19 protein-coding genes and 1 tRNA gene are annotated in these 23559 nt (G+C 65.3%); 10 read left to right on the forward strand and 10 right to left on the reverse strand.

The window, feature by feature from the left end; genetic code table 11:
- Positions 1-604 precede the first annotated feature (604 nt).
- The 6 genes from GIW81_RS01945 to GIW81_RS01970 all read left to right on the forward strand — a co-directional run bounded on the left by GIW81_RS01945 (position 605) and on the right by GIW81_RS01970 (position 6904).
- Complete coding sequence (locus GIW81_RS01945; protein WP_154737664.1) at positions 605-1120, forward strand: hypothetical protein; 516 nt, start codon at positions 605-607, stop codon at positions 1118-1120.
- An 81-nt stretch (positions 1121-1201) separates the two neighbouring features.
- Positions 1202-2389: an alanine racemase gene (alr, locus tag GIW81_RS01950; protein WP_324614863.1), complete on the forward strand. Its 1188-nt coding sequence runs from the start codon at positions 1202-1204 to the stop codon at positions 2387-2389.
- Between the two features lie 6 nt (positions 2390-2395).
- A complete protein-coding gene (gene radA / locus GIW81_RS01955) occupies positions 2396-3772 on the forward strand; it encodes a DNA repair protein RadA (protein WP_154737665.1) in 1377 nt (458 codons plus the stop codon).
- Positions 3773-3809: 37 nt separating this feature from the next.
- Positions 3810-4472 (forward strand): CvpA family protein, encoded by a 663-nt coding sequence (locus GIW81_RS01960; protein WP_154737666.1) that lies wholly within the window; start codon positions 3810-3812, stop codon positions 4470-4472.
- Between the two features lie 99 nt (positions 4473-4571).
- Entirely contained in the window at positions 4572-6050 is a 1479-nt protein-coding gene (gene purF / locus GIW81_RS01965) for an amidophosphoribosyltransferase (RefSeq protein ID WP_154737667.1), read from the forward strand.
- Between the two features lie 107 nt (positions 6051-6157).
- Positions 6158-6904, forward strand: coding sequence for an SDR family NAD(P)-dependent oxidoreductase (locus GIW81_RS01970; protein ID WP_154737668.1), 747 nt, complete (start codon positions 6158-6160; stop codon positions 6902-6904).
- Positions 6905-6913: 9 nt separating this feature from the next.
- Here the strand turns inward: GIW81_RS01970 and GIW81_RS01975 are convergent, their stop codons facing one another.
- From GIW81_RS01975 to GIW81_RS02005, 7 genes are all read right to left on the reverse strand, one after another.
- Complete coding sequence (locus GIW81_RS01975; RefSeq protein ID WP_154737669.1) at positions 6914-7711, reverse strand: MBL fold metallo-hydrolase; 798 nt, start codon at positions 7709-7711, stop codon at positions 6914-6916.
- Positions 7708-8511 (reverse strand): TatD family hydrolase, encoded by an 804-nt coding sequence (locus tag GIW81_RS01980; protein ID WP_154737670.1) that lies wholly within the window; start codon positions 8509-8511, stop codon positions 7708-7710. The genes GIW81_RS01975 and GIW81_RS01980 overlap by 4 nt, the downstream gene beginning before the upstream one ends.
- A 13-nt stretch (positions 8512-8524) precedes the next feature.
- Positions 8525-10174, reverse strand: coding sequence for a methionine--tRNA ligase (gene metG / locus GIW81_RS01985; RefSeq protein ID WP_154737671.1), 1650 nt, complete (start codon positions 10172-10174; stop codon positions 8525-8527).
- A gap of 129 nt (positions 10175-10303) precedes the next feature.
- Positions 10304-11437 (reverse strand): DNA polymerase III subunit delta', encoded by a 1134-nt coding sequence (locus GIW81_RS01990; RefSeq protein ID WP_154737672.1) that lies wholly within the window; start codon positions 11435-11437, stop codon positions 10304-10306.
- 81 nt (positions 11438-11518) lie between these two features.
- Positions 11519-12178: a dTMP kinase gene (gene tmk, locus GIW81_RS01995; RefSeq protein ID WP_407658186.1), complete on the reverse strand. Its 660-nt coding sequence runs from the start codon at positions 12176-12178 to the stop codon at positions 11519-11521.
- A gap of 60 nt (positions 12179-12238) precedes the next feature.
- Positions 12239-13435, reverse strand: coding sequence for a D-alanyl-D-alanine carboxypeptidase family protein (locus GIW81_RS02000; protein WP_229309056.1), 1197 nt, complete (start codon positions 13433-13435; stop codon positions 12239-12241).
- Positions 13436-13500: 65 nt separating this feature from the next.
- Positions 13501-14520, reverse strand: coding sequence for a septal ring lytic transglycosylase RlpA family protein (locus GIW81_RS02005; RefSeq protein ID WP_154737674.1), 1020 nt, complete (start codon positions 14518-14520; stop codon positions 13501-13503).
- A gap of 250 nt (positions 14521-14770) precedes the next feature.
- Between GIW81_RS02005 and GIW81_RS02010 the strand changes: the two genes are divergently transcribed.
- The 3 genes from GIW81_RS02010 (at position 14771) to GIW81_RS02020 (ending at position 18067) form a co-directional block, all read left to right on the forward strand.
- Entirely contained in the window at positions 14771-16453 is a 1683-nt protein-coding gene (locus GIW81_RS02010; protein WP_154737675.1) for a diguanylate cyclase domain-containing protein, read from the forward strand.
- 106 nt (positions 16454-16559) lie between these two features.
- A tRNA-Ser gene (locus GIW81_RS02015) sits at positions 16560-16649 on the forward strand.
- A gap of 194 nt (positions 16650-16843) precedes the next feature.
- Positions 16844-18067: a tyrosine-type recombinase/integrase gene (locus GIW81_RS02020; protein ID WP_324614865.1), complete on the forward strand. Its 1224-nt coding sequence runs from the start codon at positions 16844-16846 to the stop codon at positions 18065-18067.
- Between the two features lie 642 nt (positions 18068-18709).
- Here GIW81_RS02020 and GIW81_RS02025 read toward each other — a convergent pair.
- From GIW81_RS02025 to GIW81_RS02035, 3 genes are all read right to left on the reverse strand, one after another.
- Positions 18710-19420: an ATP-dependent DNA ligase gene (locus GIW81_RS02025; RefSeq protein ID WP_154737677.1), complete on the reverse strand. Its 711-nt coding sequence runs from the start codon at positions 19418-19420 to the stop codon at positions 18710-18712.
- 664 nt (positions 19421-20084) lie between these two features.
- Positions 20085-20519: a hypothetical protein gene (locus GIW81_RS02030; RefSeq protein ID WP_154737678.1), complete on the reverse strand. Its 435-nt coding sequence runs from the start codon at positions 20517-20519 to the stop codon at positions 20085-20087.
- A 146-nt stretch (positions 20520-20665) separates the two neighbouring features.
- Entirely contained in the window at positions 20666-21340 is a 675-nt protein-coding gene (locus tag GIW81_RS02035) for an SOS response-associated peptidase (RefSeq protein ID WP_154737679.1), read from the reverse strand.
- Between the two features lie 289 nt (positions 21341-21629).
- On the opposite strand from GIW81_RS02035, the gene GIW81_RS02040 reads away from it, so the two are divergent.
- A complete protein-coding gene (locus GIW81_RS02040; protein WP_195930310.1) occupies positions 21630-23504 on the forward strand; it encodes an ATP-binding protein in 1875 nt (624 codons plus the stop codon).
- The last annotated feature ends 55 nt before the right edge of the window (positions 23505-23559 follow it).

Here is a 23559-nt window from a genome sequence, read left to right on the forward strand (position 1 = left end):
CTTCCCGAGGTAGCATCGCAGTGCTATTTGTGGGCACGGCGATAAAGTATGGCCACGAGGGACCCTAGGATAGCGAACACGGCGAGAGCCCCGGTTCCGTCTATTTCTGGAACCGCTCCGCCATCGCCCCCGCCGCAATCACCAAATCCCAAAAAGCATAAGGCAAACGCGTTTTGAGCCCACAGTGTCGTCGCCAAGAAGACGCCGGTTGCTCCTAGCTTCCGATACATGGCTTCCTCCAATACTCCGTCGCAATGCAGCCGCGTGGCGACCGCAAGCGAACCTAGGTCCTAGGGGAATGACGGCTCAATTACCTAGAACGGCCAGCGCTCAATACGTCGACGGACGTAGCGCACCGCGGCAACCGCAACGAACGCGCTCATTGGCTTGATCGCGCTACCTTAACCAGATGATGGCCTGTCCGGCAACGCCGAGGGTATCGTCGGCCAGCAGCGCCACGGCCCGGTCGGCACCGTCGCCACTTCGGCAACCTCGCCCGCGACTATCAGGTTGCCACCTACGGCGACTAGCCGACCTCCGTCGCGCAAACGACGCAAGGTTGCGGTCTATTGAAGAGGCACCATTGCCGCTACCGGGGACGGCCTTGATCGAATGGTTCAAAGAGTATGACGCGGTCATAAAGGTTGCGGCGACGGCCCTTGTGCTCTTGCTCGCGGCCTGGGCGGCGAACCGTGAGAAACCGAAGGTATCAGCAGGCTGGACCTACCTTCACTACACGATGCTCGTAAAGGTGATTGCCGGGCTATTTCTCCCCTTCATGATCGCCGCCATCCTGTACAACGGGAGCAAGCTCTTCGAGGAGAGCTGGTGGGTTCCTCCGGTGATCTTCCTGACGACAGCCGGAGCCGCATGGCTGTTCTACGATTCTTTCTTCCGCACCATCCGATGGAACTCAGAAGCCCTGGAGGTGCGAGGGCTGTTCTCGAAGGGCTGGCGGGTGGCGTGGGAGGAAGTGCGATCAGTTTCCCTCGTATCGGAGGCCCTGTTTATCACCGACGTTGAGAACGTCAGTCGCAAGCTCAATCTCCACTACAGGGTGGGAGCCCGTGACTTGATCCAATGGCTCTCCTCCAGGCCGCAACGCGGGAATCCCCCATAGGTTGGGACCGTGGAATCTGCGCCTCGTTTGCGGCCCGATTCGGCGCTAGAAATAGTGCTTTCCCGGAACCCGGAAAGCCAAGTGTCGGACAGGACCGCCCACATCTCGCCGATGACCGACAGCGCCCAGCGCGAGGCGCCGCGTGCCGATGCGGAGCTCGCGGCGGTGCCCACCAGCGCCACCGGCGTCATCATCGTCGACCTCGCTCAGATCCGTGCCAACTGGCGGGCCCTTGTAGGGCGTGTCGCTCCCGCCGAATGCGCCGCCGTCGTAAAGGCGGACGCCTACGGTCTCGGCGCGGCGCACGTCATCCCGGCACTGGTGAAGGAAGGCTGCCGTACTTTCTTTGTCGCCACCATTGCCGAGGCAGCCCAGGCGCGCGGCCTTGCACCCGAGGCCACGATCTACGTTCTCGATGGCTTGCTGCCGGGGACCGGATCGGAGTTGCTCGCTATTGGTGCCATCCCTGCGCTCGCCAGCTTCGAGGAGGTGAAGGAGTGGGCCACGCTCGCCGCCGCTCGCGGCGCGCGCCTGCCGACGGTCCTCCACCTGGACACGGGATTGAGCCGCCTCGGACTGACCGGCTCCGACATGAACGTGATCGCCACCGAAGGACGCGCCCGTTCGCTCGACGTGCGACTCATCATGAGCCACCTCGGGTGTGCGGATAATCCCGAGCACGACATGAACGCATTGCAGCGCGAGAATTTCGACGCGATGCGTGGCTGCATGGCGCACGTGCCGGCGAGCCTCGTCGCCTCCGACGGACTGATGCTCGGCGTCGACTATCACTACGATCTCGTGCGTCCCGGCTATGCGCTCTACGGCGGCCAGGCCTTCCAGGGCGGCCCTGCACCTGTCGCACCAGTCCTCATCGTGAAGGCGCGCGTCCTGCAGGTGCGGCACGTTCAACCGGGCGACCAGGTCGGGTACTCGGCGACGTGGAGACCCAATCGCCCTACCCGGCTCGCCATCGTCGCCGCCGGCTACGACGACGGCGTTGCCCGCGCCCTGAGCCGCGGCACCGGCGAGGACGGCGCCCACGTCATGTTCGAGGGCAAGCTCGCGCCGATCGTCGGCCGCGTATCGATGGACCTCATCACCGTCGACGTGACCAAGCTCAAGCACCCGCCGGTGCGTGGCGACTTCGTCGACCTCATCGGTCCGGGCCTGCCGATCGAGACCGTCGGCGCGGCGGCGGGGACCATCGGCTACGAGGTGCTGACGCGGCTCGGCCGTCGGTTCCATCGCATCTATCGCGGCGGCTGAAGCAGGATGGCGAAGCCGAGCAAGACCACCTTCGTCTGCCAGAACTGCGGGGTGGCCTCGCCGCGCTGGACGGGTAAGTGCCCCTCGTGCGGGGAATGGAACACGCTGACCGAGGAGACCGCCGTCGCCGCGCCACCGGGCACCGGCCTATCGCGCCGTGGATCGGGGCGCGTCATTGTTCTCGAAGGTCTGAAGAGTGGCACGCGCGAGGCACCGCGTTTCTCGACCGGCATCGGCGAATTGGACCGCGTCACCGGCGGCGGCATCGTCCCCGGCTCGGCGCTGCTGATCGGCGGGGAACCCGGCATCGGCAAGTCGACGCTGCTTTTGCAGCTCGCTGCGACCCTGGCGCGCGCCGGGCGCCGCGCCGTCTATTTCTCCGGCGAGGAAGCGGCCGCGCAAGTCCGCTTGCGCGCCGAGCGCCTCGGGCTCTCGGACGCGCCCGTCGCGCTCGCCTGCGAGACGTCGCTGGCGCACATCCTCGCCACGCTCGAGGCCGGCCCGCCGCCCGACCTCGTCGTCATCGATTCCATCCAGACGCTGTGGGCCGAAGCGATCGAAGCGGCGCCCGGCACCGTGAGCCAAGTGCGCGCCGCGGCGCAGGCGCTGATCCGCCACGCCAAGCACGCCGGCAGTGCGCTTCTCCTCGTCGGCCACGTCACCAAGGATGGCCAGATCGCCGGCCCGAAGGTGATCGAGCACATGGTCGACACCGTGTTGTATTTCGAAGGAGACCGAGGGCACACCTACCGCATCCTGCGCGCGGTGAAGAACCGCTTCGGCGCGACCGATGAGATCGGCGTCTTCGAGATGGTGAGCGAGGGCCTGCGCGAGGTCGGCAATCCCTCCGAGTTGTTCCTCGGCGATCGCGACGCGTCGAGCCCTGGCGCCGCAGTGTTCGCCGGCATGGAAGGTACGCGTCCGCTGCTGGTCGAGATCCAGGCGCTCGTCGCGCCCTCCTCGCTCGGCACGCCGCGCCGCGCCGTCGTCGGCTGGGATTCAGGGCGCCTGTCGATGCTGCTCGCCGTGTTGGAGGCGCGTGCTGGCCTGTCGTTCGCCGGCCAGGACGTCTACCTGAACGTCGCGGGCGGTCTGCGCATCAATGAGCCCGCCGCCGATCTCGCGGCTGCCGCGGCGCTCATCTCGTCTCTTTCCGGTGTGGCTATTCCGCGACATAGGGTCCATTTCGGGGAGGTGTCGCTTTCGGGCGCCATCAACGCGACCCCGCTCATGTCGCCGCGCTTGAAAGAAGCGCAGAAACTGGGGTTTCGCCAGGCGGTGCTTCCCGGTCAGGGAGAGCTCGAAACTGCCGGTCTGAAGCTCAAAACGACGCGGATCGCGCACCTGAGGGAGCTTGCCGATGACCCGCCGTCATGCGACTGACAGGCAGCTTTTGCCGAGTAACGGAGCATTCTGAACCATGCTGGGCCCGATCACGTATCTCGACGCGGCGCTGATCGCCGTCTGCTTCATCTCGGGTCTCTTGGCGCTCTACCGCGGCTTCGCCCGCGAGATGCTGTCCATCGTCTCGTGGGCCATCGCGGCCGCGGCCGTGCTCTACTTTGTCATCTTCCATAAGCCATTCGCGCAAGACATGGCCGCGCAGATGGGCACGCAGGTCGCCGTGGCGCAGATCGTCGTCGGCGCCGTGATCTTCCTTATTGTGCTGATCGTCGTGCATCTCATCACCGCGCGCCTGTCGGACGCCATCCTCGACAGCCGCATCGGTATGATCGACCGCGTGCTCGGTTTCATCTTCGGCGTGGTGCGCGGCTTCGTGCTGGTCGTCATTCCTTACATGTTCTACGACGCGTTCTTCCCGGACCCGAACACGCAGGTCCCGTGGGTGCGCGACGCCAAGACGCTGCCCTACATCAAGGGCACCGGCGACTCGATCCGCTACATCCTCGAAGCCTATATGCCGTCCTCGTTGACGGCTCCCCCGGGAGAGCAACCCCAGGAGGAGCAGCCCGTGCAGCCTCAACAGCAAGGGGCACTGGAAAACCCGCGGGGCGACGAATTAGCGCTTGAAGCTGCAGTGAGATATCATATTTGTGTCACGTGGCAGGTGCGCGCCAGCTGATCCAGCGGCACCGCCATCGTTAACTTGCGTTCATCCTATCGGGCAGCGGCACGACACCAGCGGGAGGTGGCGATGACTCAACGGCTCGAAGATGCCCAAATGCTTTGCGACGCGAAGCGCCAAGGGCCAGTCAATCTGCGCTACGACGACGACAGACTCCGCGAGGAATGCGGGGTCTTCGGTGTTTTTGGGCACCCGGATGCGGCGGCCCTCACCGCGCTCGGGCTGCACGCCCTCCAGCATCGCGGCCAGGAAGCCTGCGGCATCGTCGCTTACGACGGTAAGCAGTTCCACTCCGAGCGCCGCATGGGCCTCGTCGGCGACAACTTCTCCCGCGCTTCGGTGATTGAACGCCTCAAAGGCCACGCCGCCATCGGCCACAATCGATACTCCACCTGCGGCGATGCCGTGTTGCGCAACGTGCAGCCGCTCTTCGCCGACATCGATACTGGCGGTTTCGCCGTCGCCCACAACGGCAACCTGACCAACGCCTTGACGCTCCGCCAGGAGCTCATCTCCACCGGCGCCATCTGCCAGTCGACCTCCGATACGGAGGTCGTCCTCCACCTCCTCTCCCGTTCCAAGAAGCGGCGAATCGTCGAGCGCTTCGTCGAGGCGATCCGCGAGGTCGAGGGCGCCTACGCCTTCGTCGGCCTCACCAACGACATGCTGATCGGCGCCCGCGACCCGGTCGGCATTCGCCCGCTCGTCCTCGGCCGGCTCGGGCAGGCGTATGTCCTCGCTTCCGAGACCTGCGCGCTCGACATGGTCGGCGCCGAGTTCGTCCGTGAGATCGATAACGGCGAGGTCGTGGTCATCACCGAGGACGGCATCGAGAGCCACCGCCCGTTCCCGATGCGCCCGTCGCGGCCCTGCATCTTCGAGTACATCTATTTCGCCCGGCCGGATTCGGTCATCGGCGGCCGTACCGTCTACGACATCCGCAAGCAGATGGGCGTGCAGCTGGCGCACGAGGCGCCGGCCGAGGTCGACGTCATCGTGCCCATCCCGGATTCGGGCGTGCCTGCAGCGATCGGCTTCGCGCAGGAGTCGGGCGTGCCGTTCGAGCTCGGCATCATCCGCAATCACTACGTCGGCCGCACCTTCATCGAGCCCGAGCAGCGGATCCGCGCGCTGGGCGTGAAGCTCAAGCACTCGGCCAACGCCAGCGTCATCCGCGGCAAGCGCATCGTGCTCGTCGACGACAGCGTGGTGCGCGGCACCACATCGAAAAAGATCGTGCAGCTGATGTACGAGGCCGGCGCCCGCGAGGTGCACATGCGCATCGCCTCCCCGCCGATCACGCACCCGGACTATTACGGCATCGACACGCCGGACAAGGTGGACCTGCTTGCGGCCAACAAGGATCTGGAAGGCATGCGCCAGTTCCTCGGCGCCGACAGCCTGGCGTTCCTGTCCGTCGACGGCATCTACCGCGCCGTCGGCTTCGACGCTCGGGATGCACGTGCCCCGCAGTTCACCGACCATTGCTTTACCGGCGAGTACCCGACCCCGCTCACGGACCAGAGTGGCCAGACCGTCCCGCGCCAGCTTTCGCTGCTGGCCGAAGTGGGTTAATCCGCCTCAGCGCGCTTCGCCCGGGTAATTCGTAGGACTTGCCTCGCCCGCCCGTCGGCATAAGCTGCCCGGGCGGGCGTTGCTTTTTCCGCCAGCCTGACGGGGCCATGAAAAACAAGAAACCGCTCAAAGACCGGCTTGCGCTTGTTACTGGCGCTTCCCGCGGCATCGGACGCGCCGTCGCCCTCGCGCTCGCCCAAGCCGGCGCCCATGTCGTCATCGTCGCGCGCACCATCGGTGCCTTGGAGGAGCTCGACGACGAAATCCGCACCGGCGGCGGCAAGGCCACGCTCCTCCAGCTCGACATCTCCAAGGGCGACAAGATCGATCAGATCGGCCCGACGCTATTTCAGCGCTGGGGCAAGCTCGACATTTTCGTCGGCAATGCGGGAGTGCTCGGACCGCTGTCGCCGCTGCACCACGTCACCGAGGACGCCTGGAACCAGGTCATCGACGTCAACCTGTCGGCCAACTGGCGGCTGATCCGCACCATCGATCCGCTGCTGAAGCGATCGGATGCGGGACGCGCGGTGTTCGTCTCCTCGGGTGCATCGAGCGGCAAGTACGCCTATTGGGGTCCCTACGCGGTGTCGAAGGCGGGCCTCGAGGCGCTGGTAAAGACCTATGCGCACGAGCTCGCCGACACCAACGTGAAGGTGAACCTCGTCAATCCGGGACCGACGCGTACAGCGATGCGCGCCAAGGCGTTTCCCGGCGAGGACCCAATGAAGCAGCCGGCCCCTGAGGAGCTGGTGCCGATGTTCCTGGAGCTCGTCTCGCCCGACTGCGATTTCTCCGGGCGGGTCGTCGGCTTTGCCGAGTGGAAGAAGCACCACGCCTCCACCGACGCTTGAGCTGGTAGCTCAATCGAACGCGACGACCATGCCGTCGTAGGCGGGCTCGACGCCTTCCGGCAGCTCGCGCCGCAGCGCCTCGTAGTCGAGGTCGCTGGTCATGTGGGTCAGGATCGCCCGCTTCGGCTTCAGGCGCTCGATCCACGCCAGTGCCTGCTTGACGCTGAAGTGGCTCGGATGCGCCGTGAAGCGCAGCGCATCGATGACCCACACATCGAGGTTCTCGAGCAGCGGCACGGACGCCTCGGGAATATCGCTCACGTCCGGCGAATAGGCGAAGCCGGCGACGCGATAACCGAGCGTGCCAATGTCGCCGTGCATTTGCGGTACCGGCGTCACCTTGACGCTTCCCGACGGCCCGGCAACGGTGATCGGGGCCGGTGCTTCGATCGCGTGCGCCGCCAGAATGGACGGATATGTCGAGCCCGGCGGCTTCTCGAAGCAATAGCCGAACCGCTCGACGAGGCTCTTCCGCGTCGGCTCGTCGAGCCACACGTCAATGCGCTTTCTCATGGCATAGGAAACCATGCGCAGGTCGTCGATACCGTGCGTGTGGTCGGCGTGGTCGTGCGTGTAGAGCACGCCGTCCAGCGCCTCGCAGCGCACGCTCAACAGCTGCTCGCGCAGGTCCGGCGAGGTGTCGATCAGCACGGTCGTGTGGCGCGGCTTGCCGATGCGCTCGATCAGCGCGCTGCAGCGCGTCCGCCGGTTCTTCGGGTTGGAAGGATCGCAGGCCCCCCACATGGTGCCGATGCGCGGCACCCCGCCCGATGAGCCACAGCCCAGGATCGTGGCGCGGTAGGTCATGCGGCGGCGTCATCCCGCCGCTCGGGGCGCTTCACCTTGCCGAACAGGCGGAAAAAGTTGTCGGTCGTCGCCTTGGCCATCTCTTCCCGGCTCACGCCCTTCACCTCGGCCAGTGTCGCCGCCGTATGCGCGACATAGGACGGCTCGTTGGTCTTGCCGCGGAACGGTTCCGGCGCGAGGTAGGGCGCATCGGTCTCGACCAGTAGCCGATCGAGTGGGACTTCCCGGGCGATATCGCGCAGCGCGTCCGACTTCTTGAACGTCACGACGCCGGTGAACGACACGTAGAGGCCGAGCTCCACCGCGCGCGCCGCGAGCCTTGGGCCGCCCGTGTAGCAATGCAAAATCGCCGGGAACGCGCCCTTGGCGTGCTCGTCCTCGAGAATTGCGAGCGTGTCGTCGTCGGCGTCGCGGGTATGGATCTCCAGCGGCAGCCCGGTGCGCCGCGCCGCCTCGATGTGCTGGCGGAAGCCTTCCGCCTGCGCTTCGGGCGACGACTTCTTGTAGTAGTAGTCGAGCCCCGCCTCGCCGATCGCCACCACCTTCGGATGCTGCGCCAGACGCACGATCTCGTCCGCCGGGATGCCGCGCTCCTCGTCCGCATTGTGCGGATGCGTGCCGACCGAGCAGTAGATGTTGTCGTGCGCCGCGCAGATGTCGAGCAGCGTCGGAAGCTGGCGGATGCGCGTCGAGATCGTCACCATCACGCCGACGCCCGCAGCCTTGGCGCGCGCGAGGATGCCCTCGCGGTCGGCCACGAGTTGCGGGAAATCGAGGTGGCAGTGGTGGTCGACGAGCATCACGCTTGACCCATCAGGCTTCGTCTTTCGGCGCCTTGTCCTTCGGCGCCTTTTTCTGTTTCTCTGGCTTCGGCGGCTTCTCGGCCGGCGGCTCGGCCTCTGGCGCCACGTAGCGCGGGAAGACGCCCTGCGGCTCCGGCAGCACCGTGCCGGGCTTCAACCGCCCGGCCTCGCCCAGCGCCTTGAATGTGTGGGCGTCGTCGTCCTGTCCCAAGTAGTCGAGCAGCTTTTCCGCCGCGTGCGGCGTCACCGGTGTAGCCAGAATGGCGATCTGCCGCACCACCTCGGCCGTCACATAGAGGATCGTCTCCATGCGCTTGGGGTCGGTCTTTTTCTTCGCCCACGGCTCCTCGCCGGCGAAATACCGGTTGGCGTCGGCGACGACCGCCCACACCGCGTCGAGGTAGCGGGTGACCGCCTGCTTATCCATCGCCTCGCGCGCTTTGGCATAGAGCCCGTCCGCCGCGGCGAGGATCGCCTTGTCCGCCGCGGCGAACTCGCCCGGCTCCGGCACGCGCGCGCCGCAGTTCTTGTTGATCATCGACAGCGAGCGCTGGGCGAGGTTGCCGAGGTCGTTGGCGAGATCGGCATTGATGCGGTTGGCGATCGCCTCCGGCGAATAGTTGCCGTCCTGCCCGAAGTTCACCTCGCGCAGGAAGAAGTAGCGCACCTGCTCCAGCCCGTAGGCGTGGACGAGATCGAAGGGGTCGACGACGTTGCCGACCGACTTCGACATCTTCTCGCCCTTCGACAGGACGAAGCCGTGGCTGAAGACCCGCTTGGGCAATTCCAGCCCCGCCGACATCAGGAACGCCGGCCAGTAGACGGCGTGGAAGCGCAGGATGTCTTTGCCGATCACGTGCACGTCGGCCGGCCAGAAATGCCACAGCTCGCTCTTCTCATCCGGGAAGCCGACGCCGGTGATGTAGTTCGTCAGCGCGTCGACCCACACGTACATGACATGCGGCGGCGAGTTCTTGCCGTCGGTGCGCTTCGGCTCCGGCACCGGGATCCCCCAGTCGAGCGTGGTGCGCGAGATCGACAGATCCTCCAAGCCGCCGCGCACGAAGCTCGTCACCTCGTTGCGCCGCTCGGGCGGCAGGATGAAGTCCGGGTTGGCGTCGTAGTGCGCGAGCAGCTTGTCCTGGTAGGCCGAGAGGCGGAAGAAGTACGTCTCCTCTTCCGTCCACTCCACCGGCGTGCCCTGCGGGCCGCGGCGCACGCCATCGTCACCGAGCGTCGTCTCGGTCTCGTTGTAGTACGCCTCGTCGCGCACCGAATACCAGCCGGCGTACTTCTGCAGGAAGATGTCGCCGGACTTCTCCATGCGCCGCCAGATCTCCTCCGACGCTTGGTAGTGGCGCGGCTCGGTTGTGCGGATGAAGTCGTCGTTCGACAGCCCGAGCAATCCGGCCATCTCGCGAAAGCGCTTGGAATTGCGGTCGGCCAGCTCGCGCGGCGTCAGGCCCTCCTTGAGGGCTGTCTGCTTCATCTTCAGGCCGTGCTCGTCGGTGCCGGTGAGGAAGTAGACGTCCTTGCCGTCGAGCCGCTCGAAGCGCGCGATCGCATCGGTGGCGATCGCCTCGTAGGCGTGGCCGATATGCGGCTGGCCGTTGGGATAGGAGATCGCCGTGGTGATGTAGAACTTGGGGCGCCCGCTCATGGACTATGGGTCCTCGGAATAGGATTGAGATGTGTGAGGTCGAAGGCGCCGGCGCGCAGCCGGCATCGCCGCCTCACATTCGGGCGGAGCGCGAGAGATCGGTTCTGGGCCGGCGCGGCGCGTGCATCTCTAAGCGGGCTTTCGATCCTGTGCGGCGGCGGCAAGGCCAGCCACCGTCTCCATGATGAGGCTCTTGCGATCGAGGTTGAGCGCAAGGGTGTCGGCCTTTTCGCGGGCTACTCTTTCCCACAGGGCGGCAAACGAGGCAAGCCGGGTATCGCCGATGATGCGCCCCGCCAGCGCCCGTGTTTCGGGGCTCCCTTCCCCGGTCGCCGCCGCGTGAATGAGCCGGGCGAGTGTGCCGAGCAGCAGCTCGAAGAACAGGTCGAAACGAACCTGGGCGGCTATGGGTTGTAGCTCGTCGGAAAGGGCGTGCACCGCTTTCCAGTCGACGCGCGGTAGCAGTCCGAGCAGCTTGTCGATGCGGCCCTGCAATTCCAGGCCGCCGGCACCGAGCAACCCCAAAAGGTGCCCGGCGCTGCCGCCCGCGAGGTGAATAAGCGGCGCCCAGTCGCCATCCCCCGGCAGTGCTGCATCAGCGCCCGTGAGCGACTGTGTCGCCGCTTTCCGCAGGTTTCCGTCGTCCAGCGGCGGCAGCGTGAGCATGCGGCAGCGCGAGCGGATGGTCGGCACGAGCTGACCCGGGGCCGACGACACCAGGAGGAAGACCGTGCGGGCAGGCGGCTCCTCCAGCGATTTCAGCAGCGCGTTGGCGGCGTTGACGTTGAGCTCATTCGCCTCGTCGACGATGACGACGCGCCAGCCGTCGCCGGCAGCACGATGCGCCAGGAACGACCGTAGGCGGCGCACCTCGTCGACGGGAATCGAGGTGGAAAACCGCTTGGCCTTCACATCGTAGGGACGTCGGAGAAGCAGCAGCCCCGGATGCGATAGCGCCCGCACCTGGCGGCTGGCAGTCGTCTCATCTCCCACCTCCAGGCTCTGTCCGAACAGGTCGCGCTCCTCGGGCGCGGCAAGCGCGGCGCGCGCGAACCGGTAGGCCAGCGTTGCCTTGCCGATGCCCTGCGGCCCGACCAGCAGCCACGCGTGGTGCATGCGCCCGCTGGCGAGCGCGGCGGCAAGTGCGCGCTCGGCGTCGTCCTGACCGAAGAGCACCTTGGTGTGGCGCGGATGCGGGAAACTTTCGAGCCGGTCGGCCTCCGGCAGCTCCTCGATCTCCGCGGTGAGCGGCGCGCGCGCCATTAGTGTCCCTCTTCCGAAGTTCGCCGGCGTTCGCTGCTGGGACTTGGAGCGAACTTCGTGGCGAATTTCTCGATCATCACACTAGCGGGCCAGGGCGAACAGGCGCGTCTGCACGGCACGCCAGACTTCCGAGAACACGACGCGTTCGTCCAGCCCCGCGTCGATCAGCACGCAGCGCTGCGGCTCCGCACGCGCGATCTCGCGGAAGGCGTCGCGCAGCTTCCAGTGAAAGGCGAGGTCGCGCTTCTCGTAGGCGTCCGCCTCGGTGTCCGGATTGACCTTGTCGACGCGGCGGCTGTGGGCGCGGCCCAATCCCAGCTCTGCCGGCACGTCGAGGATGATGGTGAGATCCGGGTAGGTCGGGCTGACGATCATCTCGTTGAGCGTGTCGATGACCTCGCCCGGCAAGCCGCCGGCGATACCCTGATAGACGCGCGTCGAGTCGATGAAGCGATCGCAGATCACCCACAGTCCGGAGTTCAGTGCCGGGCGGACCGTGTTGTCGAGGTGGTCGGCGCGCGCCGCATAGAACAGGAGCGCCTCCGACAGGGCCGAGTGCGGCGGCATGTTCGGATCGAGGATGACCTGGCGCAGCGCCTCGGCGAAGGGCGAACCGCCCGGCTCGCGGGTGATGAAGGTGTGGACGCCGACCCGCCAGAGCTGCTCGGACAAGAGCCGCGCCTGGGTGGACTTGCCGGACCCCTCTCCGCCTTCGAAAGTGATGAACTTGCCGAGCACGATGATCGTCGCCCTAAAGCGCCACAGCCGTGCTGCGTCGGTAACACGGCAGCCTGCCCCGCGCTACAGGGGCACCCAGCTGAGCGCCATGTGGGCGAGCGAGTCGAGACCGCGGCGCATCAGGCCGCCAGCCTCCACGTCCTCGGCGGCGTAGAGCGGCACCTCGTTGACCGAGTTCGACTGGCTGGTGACGCGCAGCACGCCGACCTTGTCGCCCTTCTTGATCGGCGGCTTGAGCGGTCCGTCGTAGACGATCTCCGCCTTGAGGCGCGGGTTCTCCGGTACGCGCGGCAGGATCACGGTGATCGGACCATTGCCGGTCAGCGGCACGAAGAACCGCTCGCCGCCCCACACCCGGGCGCTGCCGACGGTCTCGCCGGCGTTGAACAGCTTGAATGGCGCGAAACTGCGGTAGCCCCAGTCGAGCAGGCGCTTCGCTTCCGCCGTGCGCTCGTTCTCCGTGGCGAGCCCCATGACGACCACGATCAGCCGCTTGCCGCCCTGCACCGTCGAGCCGACGAGGTTGTAGCCCGACTCCTTGACCATGCCCGTCTTTAAACCGTCAGCGCCGATCTCGAGCGGCAGCAGCGGGTTGCGGTTGTAGAACTTGTGTTTGCGGTACTCGAAGAGCTTCTGGGAGAAGATCGGGTAGTACTCGGGGTATTCCTTGATGATGTAGCGCGCCAATAGCGCGATCTCCCGCGCCGTCATCAACTGTGCCGGATCATAGAGCCCGCTCGGATTGGCGAACGTCGATTTGGTGAGGCCGATGCGGCGCGCCTCGACGGTCATGCGCTTGGCGAACTGATCCTCGGTGCCCCCCAACCCCTCGGCGAGACAGATCGCGGCGTCGTTGCCCGACTGGATGATCAGACCCTTGAGCAGGTCGTCGATCGTCGCCGGCGTATTGATGGGCACGAACATGGATGACGTGCGCGACGGCGCGCCGCCGGTGCGCCAAGCGTGCTCGCTCATCGTGAACTCGGTCGTCGGCTTGATCCGCCCTTCCTTCAAGGCGCGGAAGGTCACCGCCGCCGTCATCAGCTTCGAGATCGACGCGGGGGGTAGCAGCTCGTCGGCGTTGGACTGGTACATGATGGCGCCCGTGTCGCCGTCCATCAGCACCGCCGCCTTGGCGCGCGTGGTAAATCCGCCGCCCTGTGCGAGCGCCGAAAGCGGCGCCGCCACGACGGCAGTCAAAAGAAGCATCAACGGCAGCAGGAGATCATTGCCAACGCGCCGGCGGAGGGAAAAGAGCATTGCGCCTTTGCACCTTACGGAATTGCGTCACGCGCCCCGACTATCAAGTGAGGGTGCGCCGCCTGTCAACGATTGGGAGCACTCTCTCCCGTCGGAGCCTGCGAGGTGGCCTCTGGATCGAACCCGGCGGCCACGATTCGCGCCATTGCGGACGCGGCATCAGCGTCGTCGTAGGGTCCGAGCCGCACGCGGTAGGCCGGCTCGGCGCGCGTGCCCGAACGCTCCACGAGGCCTAATTCGCCGCCGCCCAGCATGTAGCGCAGCCGCTCGGCCTCCTCGTGCGTCGAGAACGGTCCGACCCGGACATACGTATCGACCGCAGGCTTGGTGAGGATCGATTCGGCCTGCTTCGCGCTGTCGAGCTCGCCGCGCCGGTACTGTTGGACCGACCACATCGGCGTCTGCTGCGCACCGAGACGCGCGTAGTCGACGCTGCGCACGCGCCGCGTGCTCACCGATCCAGTGGTCATTGAGGCCGTGTCCGCCTGGGCCAGCTTCGGCCCGCCGTACCAGCTCTGCTGCGCCAGAAAGCGGCGCTCGGCGCTGTCGTCGCCGTTGAGCGGCGCGCGCCCGGCATAGCGCACCCGCACGCGGGCCGTACCCTGGTTATGAAACCCCAGCGTATGCGCCGTCCGATACGAGAGATCGATCAAGCGATCCCGCGCGTAGGGGCCGCGGTCATTGATGCGCACCAGCACCGTGCGGCCGTTCTGCAGGTTCGTGACGTAGGCATAGGACGGCATGGGCAGTGTCGGGTGGCCTGCCGTCAGCGCGTGCATGTCGTAGATTTCGCCGTTCGACGTGCGGCGCCCGTGGAACGCCGTGCCGTACCAGGATGCCGTCCCGACACGATCGTAGTTGGGGCTCTCGTGCGGGTGGTACCAGCGCCCGCCGACGCGATAGGGGCGCCCCACTTTGTAAATGCCGCCACCCTTGCGGATCGGGCCGTTGTCCGCCACGCGGGGGCTCGCGCTGACCCCCAGATTTGTGTCGAACGCGCTGCCGCCCGAGCAGCCGGCGAGGGCGGCGCTGCAGATGGCAACGGCGACAAGGGCCGGCCCGGCAATTGGCAAACGCAAACGCATACTTGAAGCAGCCGCCGGTGAGCGCAGAACTGAAAGTCCCTCGTGCGTCGCGGACGTTCGCGCGGCACGTCTCAAGGTTGACCCAACACGTTTGAATTTGAGTTAACCGTGCATTCAGGCTGGGGCATGGGGCCGGCCGGCGCGCAGAGTACCGCATACGAAAGTCGCTCAATCCGTACGCGAACGATTTTAATGAGGCCTTAGCACATGGGGCAGAGAGCTAGTTCGTTGCATCGTCATCGGTGAGGCCATGTATCGCGTCATCGCCTGTCTCGCCACCGACCACGATCGTTGGCTCGTCGTCCTTGCCGCACTCGTCTGCATCGCGACGACGCTGACGTCCTTCCAGATGTACTCGATCGCCGACAGCTCCACCGGCCCGCGGCGATTTATGTGGGCGGCGCTGACTGGGGCGGCGGCCGGGTCGGGCATTTGGGCGACGCACTTCGTCGCCATGCTCGCTTACAAGGGCGCCATGCCGACCCACTACGAGCCGGTATGGACCGCGCTGTCGCTTCTCATCGCAATCGTGATCGCTGGCGCCGGCTTCGTCGTGTCGACCGGCAAGTCCTACGCCTCGGCAGCGCTCGGCGGACTGCTCATTGGTCTCTCCATCGGTACCATGCACTACACCGGGATGACGGCGCTCCTCATTCCAGGCTCCATCTCTTGGGATATGCACCTGGTCGCAGCGTCGTTTGCACTTGGAATTGTCATCGCCGGATCGGCCATCATTGCGTTCAAGGCGCTGGCCGGCTCCCGCGCCATCGTCACCGCCGGTTTCCTGCTGGCGCTCGCCATCTGCGTGTTGCATTTCACTGCCATGGGCGCGGTGACGATCGTGCCAGATCCAACAGTCGAATTTCACGAATCGGGCATGAACCGCGGGCATCTCGCGCTCGCCATCACCGCCGTGACCTTCATCGTCCTGCTCTGCGTGTTCTCGGCCGCCACCGTCCAGCGGGCGAACCTGCGCTACGAGGCGGCGCTGACCGAGCAGAACGCCCTGCTCGAGGCGGCGATGCGCTACTTGCCCGTCGGCCTGTCGATGTTCGATCGCGACCAACGGCTCATCATGTGCAATCCGGCCTACCGAAAGCTCTATGGTCTTTCCGAGGAGCTGACGCGCGCGGGTGTGCGCTACAATGACATCGTAGCCACGCTGGCCCGCGCTCAGAAGAGCGTTGGCGGCGCCGGCCAGTCGATCGCCGATCACCGGCAAAATCTCGACTGTGGCAGCTCGTTTTCCGAGACGATGGCGCTCGATGACGGGCGAACCATCGTCAAGAAGGTTGGTCCCATCGCCGGCGGAGGCTGGGTGGACGTTCAGGAGGACGTCACCGCGCAAAGGGAACAGGAAGCCCGGATCGCGCACATGGCGCGCCACGACGTGCTCACCGGCCTGCCCAATCGCGCCCATCTACTGGAGGTGCTCGATACATCCCTGCATGACGCGTGCGGTGACGAGCGCGTCGCCATCCTCTTCCTCGACCTCGACCGCTTCAAACAGGTGAATGACACCCTCGGTCACCTCATGGGCGACGACCTGCTCAAAGCAGTGGCCGGCCGCTTGCGCGATACGGTGCGCCGCACCGACCTGGTTGCACGTCTCGGTGGCGATGAGTTCGTCGTCATGCACTCGTCCACCGATCCAATAAACAAGTCTGCCAAGCTCGCCTCCCGGATTATTGCCTCGCTTGTGGCGCCTTTCCACATTTCCGGGCGCCGCGTCGACATCGGCGCCAGCGTCGGTATTGCAGTCGCGTCGCGCGACAGCGTCGACGCCATCACGCTCCTGTCGCGCGCCGACTCCGCCCTCTATCAAACGAAGGCGGCCGGCGGCACCGGGTATTGCTTCTATGGCCGCGACGGCGAAACGGCGCGCGCGCTTGTCGTCTATACGGGGCAGGCCGAGAGGGCCCTCATCGCCTGAGCGGCCGGCTGCTGCAATTTGCCTTCCCGGCGTGGCACAGCCTCACCTGATCACTTGAGACCCGGCGGCCGGTTATATAGGGTCCGCACCTCCGCCGCGGCGGGCAGGAAGGGTGGTCGAGTGGTTTAAGGCTCCGGTCTTGAAAACCGGCGTGCTCGCAAGGGCACCGTGGGTTCGAATCCCACCCCTTCCGCCAACCCCGTCCTGCTCAAATCAACTCATGACGGCTCACTGAAGCGCAGAATGCACGCACTGGCGGACACTTAGCGCCGAATTCAAGTGTGCATGACTGCTCACGCGAGCTTGCCGAATCTCAGGACAGCGCAACAAAAAAGGGGGACGGAAAGAGGGACGGCTCTAGGGCCATCCGAGCGAAAAGGGGGGACGCGTGTGGCCAAGGCATTTCTGCTGACAGCGCTGTTCGTGAAGCAAGTCCGCGAGCCAGGTGTCTATCGGGATGGGCAGGGTCTGGTCCTCCGGGTCTTCGAGAGCGGCGCAAAGCGCTGGGTGCTGCGCGTGACGGCGCGGGGCCGCCGCCGCGACGTCGGGCTGGGGTCAGCATCTGAGGTCTCCCTGGCAGAGGCGCGTGAGAGAGCTGCCGAGCGGCGCAAGGACGTGCGCGAAGGCAGAGATCCGGTTGCCGCCCAGCGCGCCGCGCGCACCTCCATCCCAACATTTAGAGACGCCGCCGAGCAGGAGCATCAGCGCCGGTGCAAGGGATGGCGCGACGGCAAGCATCGTGACCAGTGGATCAACACGCTCCGGCAACACGCCTTCCGGAAGATCGGTGACCGGCTCGTTTCCGACGTCACGATGGCCGACGTGCTCGATGTGCTGACACCGATCTGGCTGGCCAAAGCAGAGACCGCGCGTCGTGTCCGCCAGCGGCTCCGCGTCGTGCTAGAGCGCGCACGGGTTGCCGGGCACCGCGACGGTATCAACCCCGTTGATGCGATCGGCGCTGCGTTGCAGAAGCAGCCTCGCCGGTCTCGCCACCACGCGGCCGTGCCGTACGCCGACATGCCGGCCCTCATGCGCCGGCTTCACGCCAGCAACGGAGACGGCCTAGTCAGGCTGGCGCTCGAATTCACAATCCTCACTGCTATGCGCACCGGTGAGGTCCTGGGGGCGCGCTGGGAGGAGATCGACCTTCCCACGGCCACGTGGACGATCCCGGCCGAGCGCATGAAAGTCGAGGTCGAGCATCGAGTGCCGCTGAGCGACAGGTGCGTCGAGATGCTGCGACTAGCACGTGCGCTGGCGCCCAAGAGCGAGTTGGTGTTCCCCAGCCGTAAGAGGCGCGGCGAGCCGCTCTCCGACATGGCCATGCTCATGCACCTGCGTCGGCTCGGCCGCAGTGAGACCGTGCACGGCTTCCGCAGCTCGTTTCGCGACTGGGCCGCGGAGGAGACCAACTTCCAGCCTCAGGTCTGCGAGGCCGCCCTCGCACACCAAGTCGAGAACAGGGTTGAGGGCGCGTACAGACGTGGGGATCTCTTCGCGAAGCGGCGCGAGCTCATGAAGGCCTGGGAGAGGTTCATCACCGGGGGACCAAACCGCCTGGACCAGCGCAGGACCTCACAAATTACAGGCCTGCACGGGGCGCCAGCGTGATAGGGCGCCAACAGCCGATGTCGGTCCGCCGATCGACTTCGGTTCGGTTAGGTTACAAGCTAGACTAAGACAGCCGGCGTCCAGGGAGCAGGACCCGGCTTCTCGTTATTATTCATACTTTCCATAAACATAATCCAGGCGTCCGATGAAAAATGTTTTGAACACAGCCGCATTCCTATTGACCCTGACGTTCGCCACACCTCTGCACGCCCAGGCTTGCTTGCAGTCCGACCTTGATACCTTGGAATGGTGTCTGAATCCCGCCAACAAGGCCTCGGCCCTGTCCGTGTCGCAGATTATTCGCGGTAGATATTGCAACGATCCCGGTGCTGTGAAAATCGGCTTCTACAATTGTCAGATTGAACACGACAAGGACGTCGTCGAACGCACTTCAAAGTGCAACGCCGAGTACTGGGTGACCACCGCGTCCAAATTTCTGCCAGCCGATGACCCCCGTCGATCCTCTGCCGGCTGCAATCAGGCCACTCCCACACCGGCCCTGCCGCGCGGAAATCAATGCATCACAAATGTCGGGCCAGTCGGGCGATGCGTGGTCACTCCGGCACCCATCGGTTCGAAATGTTCCTGTCCCGGGGGTGGCACCGGCGCGATACGGTGAGCGCTTTCCTTGGTAGAAGGCAATCACTGCTTTTCCATCTTCTCGAAGCGCTCGCGGTTCGCGTCCTTCCACGTCGGGCACTTGGTCTTGATCCAATCTGTGCTGCGCCCCGAACGGTAGGCCGCATCCGCCCGCTTCGACACGACGCCTTCCAGGCCGAGCTTGCACGCGTGCTCCAGCACCAGCTCGCCGTCGCCTCCGATGTGATCCACGTACCTGATGAGTTGTACGCCCGACGTGTTGTCGAGCAGCGCTTCGAGCACCCGCTTGCGGTCGATCAGAGCCGCTCCACGCAGGTCGAAGCCGTCGAGGTACAGCAGATCGAAGGCGTAGTAGACGAGCCGGCCCTTGATGCGCGTCGGCTTGGCCGTGAGGCTCGATGGCAGCTCGTAGAACACCGCCTGCCCCTTCGCGTCCACCGCGACCAGTTCGCCGTCGAGGATGACGTTGTTGACGGGCAGCGCGATGAGCGACGCGGCGACGGTCGGCATGCGCGCCGCCCAGTCGTTGCCGCGGCGGGTGTAGACGCGGGCAGAGCCCTCGCAGAACTGCGCCTGCGCGCGATAGCCGTCGTGCTTGATCTCGTGCAGCCAGTCGTCGCCTGACGGAGGAATTTTCCACTGCGTCGGCGCGCACGGCTCAACGAAGCCGGGGAACGCCGCCGGCTTCGCGCCCTCGATGACGCGGCCCAGGAACCGTGCGGACGAGCGATGCGTGGAGCGGCGTGGCGTCAATGACGCTGCCCGCGCTTGGCGACGTCGCTCCTGAAGCCCGCTGGCAGGCGCGGCTTGGTATCGGCGTCAGACGGGTTGCAGTTCGGGCACGGCATACCCGCCCCGCATCGGCACCCCGCCGGCGCCGATCGATCCCAAGGCGACGTGGGGTGGTTTTCGCAGACCCAGCCCACGTCGAAGCACTGAGCGCATTTGGGGATGGGCCGAAGGGACATGTCGCGTACCGAACAACTCGCCGCATGCTCAAGATCAGCTTAGCCCCGTTTGGTCGGAATGTCCGCGCCTGGCGCAGGTGAGCGGCGCACCGGCACGTTTAACGGATGCGGCCACGCCGCGCGTCGCGGTTGCTCTCGGGGTAGACCAGCACTTCCGTGGATCCGCACTCGCAGCACTTAGCAGCGCGCCCACCAGGTTCACCGGCGTGTCCATCGGCAGGTCGAGATCGGTCGTCCGGGACAGGCGCCGGTTCGGGCAGTGCCCGCACTGCACGACGACGTGTCGGCCCGAAGCAGCAAGCTGGGCGAGCGTGATGCCGGGGTATGCTTTTTTAGGTGCCACGGTCAGACTTCCCGCTCGATACGGTCCTCGCGGTCGGCGCTCGACTGCACGATGCGCATCTGCTCGGGCAGAATGTCGGGGCAACGCTCAGATGACCCGAGGGAGGCTAATAAGCGACCCCGTCGCTGCCAACCCATCCACTCGATGTCTTTTCGAAAAGCATGCTGCTGCGCATGCTCCGCCGCTCACCAGGCTCAGCGACGATCGCGCCCCGCACTCCCGTATTCATGGTGAGGCACTTCATCGAATAGCCCTGGCCACCACCCGAAACACACTCGGGGTGCGATCCTTGCGGGAACGACACGACCACGTCCACGTCGATCACATACCCCTCTCGCCCCATATTGGCGATCGGGTATTCCTTCAACTTCTTGAAGCTCTCGATCGTAAAGGGCGCGCCGTTCGTCTGCTGTCGGAGATAGTTCTCGAACACGCTTCGCGCAGCGCCTTCGCTCGGCGTGCAGTTCCACAGGCACATTGCATGGGCTGGAAGAGTCACGAAAGTCATCAGGGCACACACGCCAGCAAAAAGCGATTTCATCGGAATACTCCCCACACTGAAAATCGGCATCTTATCGCAGACGTAAAGGGAACGCCATCTCAGCGATGCAGCGTCGCGCCCACCGCGGCTGGCTGAAGTTCCCAACGGCGATCGCCACGAACTCTTCGAGCCGGAGCGGCAAGCGACTAAGCGGCGTTGAGCAAATCCTCTTGATCGGCGCCCGACTGAACGATCTGCATTTGATCCGCGGCATAGCTGCGCGCCAGCGCGAACGCCTGATCGGGCGACCCTGACAACCAGGTCTCGAAATCTGCGGGATCCGTGATCAGTACCGGCATACGCTCGTGGTTGATGCTGGCCGTGAGCGCGTTTGGCTCCGTCGTCATGAAGGCGAAAACCTCCTGGTCGACGTTCTCGCCACCCTTCTTGAGCGGGCCGCGGTAGCGTGTCCACACGCCGGGGAAGGCGAAGAGGGGACGCTGCTCGTCGCCGTTGACGGCGAACCAGTGCCACGTCGCCGGCTTCTCGCCCTTGGGCTCGCAGTACGATGAGGCCGGCACCAGGCAGCGGCGCTGCTCGAACGACGTACGCCAGAACGGGCTGGTGAGGATCTTGTCGTCGCGCACGTTGGTGACGCGGCGTGGGGCCCTGTCCTTCTGCAACAGCACGAAGCCCCAGTTGAGGTTCACCAGTTCACGCTCGCCGTCCTCCGCCTTGCGCACCACCGGCGCAACGTAGCCGGGGAAGATCGCCGACTTGCCCTCGATCGACGCGGCACGGTTGTGGCTGACGCGGAACAGGCGCAGCACGGCCTCGGGGGCACGGGTCATAGAGTACAGATTGCACATCAGCTTAAGCATAGAACCCGACGGCAGATAGCGCGATGCCCTCGAGGCGTTCGAAGTCGCGTGGCGCCGTGTTCAAGGGGAGGTGCCCTGGCGCGCAAGGGCATGATCGTAGTCTCCGAACCGCCAAGTGCGACCGCAACTATGCGGAGCGGATACCGCGGCCTCGCCCCGGGGTTGCGGGGACTACAACTTCGGAGTATATCCGAAGTGTTCGTCGCGCCCTGCTGAAGCCATGACCAACATGTCGGAAGCAGCAGCGTCGGACCCGAGACCTAGAGCAACTAGAGATCAGGAGAGTCCTATGAAGAAGCTCGCCATCGTCGGCGCGTCTCACTTCGTCAATCGCATGTTCGAGGCGTGCGGAAACTTCCAGTGGGCGCGCGAATTCCTAAAAAACTCACTTGAGGCCGGTGCCACCAAGGTCGAATTTGGCATCGAGTGGCAGGCGGTAGAGAAGGATGGCGTCTATCGCCGTACGATCTCCGACAACGGCGCGGGCATGGCCCGCGACGAACTGCTCAGGTTCTTCTCGACACTAGGGGAAGGCGCTAAGCGCATCGGTGGCGTCCACGACAATTTCGGCGTCGGGGCCAAGATCGCGTCGTTGCCGTGGAACCCTGAAGGCGTGGTCGTGATCTCCTACAAGGAGGGTCGCGCATCGATGATCCGGATCCAGTTGGACGTCGACGCCGCAGAGTACGAGCTCCTCGAATTCCGCAGCCCCAAGGGCGCTGCATACGCTATCAATCCCGACGAGGTCGACTGGGGCGACGGCGTGAACTGGGGCGAGGTTTCACCCGCGTGGGCACGAGAGCATGGGACAACAATCGTCCTTCTCGGCAGCGAAGAAGCCCCCGATACCGTGCTCGGCAATCCGAAGGCCGGCGAAAAAGATATCAAGGGCCTCTCGGTCTACCTGAACAGTCGATTCTGGGACCTCAACGAACCCGAGGTGACCGTTGTCGAATTGCGCAGTGAGCGCAAGACCGCGTGGCCCACCAGCGCTGATGATCGCGACGACGCCCGGCGGCCGAACAACCGGCGAATTCGTGGCGCGAAGTACTATCTGGCAGACGTTTCGGCCGGCAAGGGGGAGCTGGCGCACCAGTCGATCCTGCCGCTCGATGAGGGCCGCGTACAAGCGCACTGGTACCTCTGGGAAGGCGAGCGGCCGAACATTCACTCCTACGCCAAGAAGCCGGGCTACATCGCCGTCAAGTACAAGGACGAGCTGTTCGAGCTCTCCATGCACAAGGCTCACTTCCGGTGGTTCGGGATTGCTGATCCGCAGGTGCAGCAAAACCTGACGATCATCCTCGAACCCACTCTCTTCGACCCGCAGATCGCCATGTGGGGCGTGTACCCGGATCAAAGCCGCAACCGGCTCATGTTTGCTGGCAACGGGGAAAAGGGCATTGGATTGCCCCTCTCCGACTGGGGTTTCGACTTCTCCGACAACATGCCGCAAGAGATCCGCGACGCGATCTTGGCGGCTCGCGGCGACGGCAACAACACCCTGGAGGATGAGGAGTACCGGAAGCGTCTCCAGGACAAGTTCGGCACTCGGTGGTTGACCACCAAGCTTGTTCAGGCGCGCGACGAGGACAAGGACTCCAAGCCTGCAACCCCGACCAACGAGACGGTGGCGATCGTGCAGCGCGATGGCGAGGGTGGCGGCGCCCGGAAGGTTCGGAACAAGCGCAAGAGCGCTCGGCGAATTCAAGTTATTCGCCTGCGCGCAGTTGAAGGAGGTAATGGGCAAGGTGTCGAGCGGCAGGTAGCCGTCGACGTGCCGAAGTTCCGCTTCGTCGGCGCCGACCAGTTCGACGAGAACTGGCACCTCGCATCGTGGGTTCCGAACGATCCAGACGGGCCCACGGTCTTGATGAACAGTGAGGCGCCGATTTTGCTGGAGACGGTCAAGCACCATCAGGAGCAGTATCCGGACGTCTTCGCCGCCGAGGTCGACAAGATCGTTCGAGACACCTACGGCGAGGTCGCGGTGTGCAAGATAGCTCACTCCCAGAAGCTCATCGCACATGTTGCTGAGGAGGATCTCGATCAGGTGTACCGCAATGAAGCGGCCCTCACGGTGTCGCTGATGGGGCTGCTGGCCGAAGAGAGCCTGCTTGCCCAGCGGCTGGGCAAGCTGGGCCGCAAGAAAAATGCGGCGTAGTCCCGGCCTTTCGGCCTCGCGTGAGCACAGCGCTCGCGCGAGGCCACGCTCCGAC

Origin of the sequence: Hyphomicrobium album (assembly GCF_009708035.1) — a bacterium.
Lineage (GTDB): Bacteria > Pseudomonadota > Alphaproteobacteria > Rhizobiales > Hyphomicrobiaceae > Hyphomicrobium_A > Hyphomicrobium_A album.

Coding starts and splice junctions, on each gene's coding strand:
- GIW81_RS01975 (WP_154737669.1), bottom strand. CDS start 7,711: ATGACCTACCGCGCCACGATCCTGGGCTGTGGCTCATCGGGCGGGGTG.
- GIW81_RS01970 (WP_154737668.1), top strand. CDS start 6,158: ATGAAAAACAAGAAACCGCTCAAAGACCGGCTTGCGCTTGTTACTGGC.
- radA (WP_154737665.1), top strand. CDS start 2,396: ATGGCGAAGCCGAGCAAGACCACCTTCGTCTGCCAGAACTGCGGGGTG.
- GIW81_RS02035 (WP_154737679.1), bottom strand. CDS start 21,340: ATGCTTAAGCTGATGTGCAATCTGTACTCTATGACCCGTGCCCCCGAG.
- metG (WP_154737671.1), bottom strand. CDS start 10,174: ATGAGCGGGCGCCCCAAGTTCTACATCACCACGGCGATCTCCTATCCC.
- GIW81_RS01990 (WP_154737672.1), bottom strand. CDS start 11,437: ATGGCGCGCGCGCCGCTCACCGCGGAGATCGAGGAGCTGCCGGAGGCC.
- GIW81_RS02005 (WP_154737674.1), bottom strand. CDS start 14,520: ATGCGTTTGCGTTTGCCAATTGCCGGGCCGGCCCTTGTCGCCGTTGCC.
- GIW81_RS02000 (WP_229309056.1), bottom strand. CDS start 13,435: ATGCTCTTTTCCCTCCGCCGGCGCGTTGGCAATGATCTCCTGCTGCCG.
- GIW81_RS01960 (WP_154737666.1), top strand. CDS start 3,810: ATGCTGGGCCCGATCACGTATCTCGACGCGGCGCTGATCGCCGTCTGC.
- GIW81_RS02030 (WP_154737678.1), bottom strand. CDS start 20,519: ATGAAATCGCTTTTTGCTGGCGTGTGTGCCCTGATGACTTTCGTGACT.
- GIW81_RS02040 (WP_195930310.1), top strand. CDS start 21,630: ATGAAGAAGCTCGCCATCGTCGGCGCGTCTCACTTCGTCAATCGCATG.
- purF (WP_154737667.1), top strand. CDS start 4,572: ATGCTTTGCGACGCGAAGCGCCAAGGGCCAGTCAATCTGCGCTACGAC.
- GIW81_RS01980 (WP_154737670.1), bottom strand. CDS start 8,511: ATGCTCGTCGACCACCACTGCCACCTCGATTTCCCGCAACTCGTGGCC.
- GIW81_RS02010 (WP_154737675.1), top strand. CDS start 14,771: ATGTATCGCGTCATCGCCTGTCTCGCCACCGACCACGATCGTTGGCTC.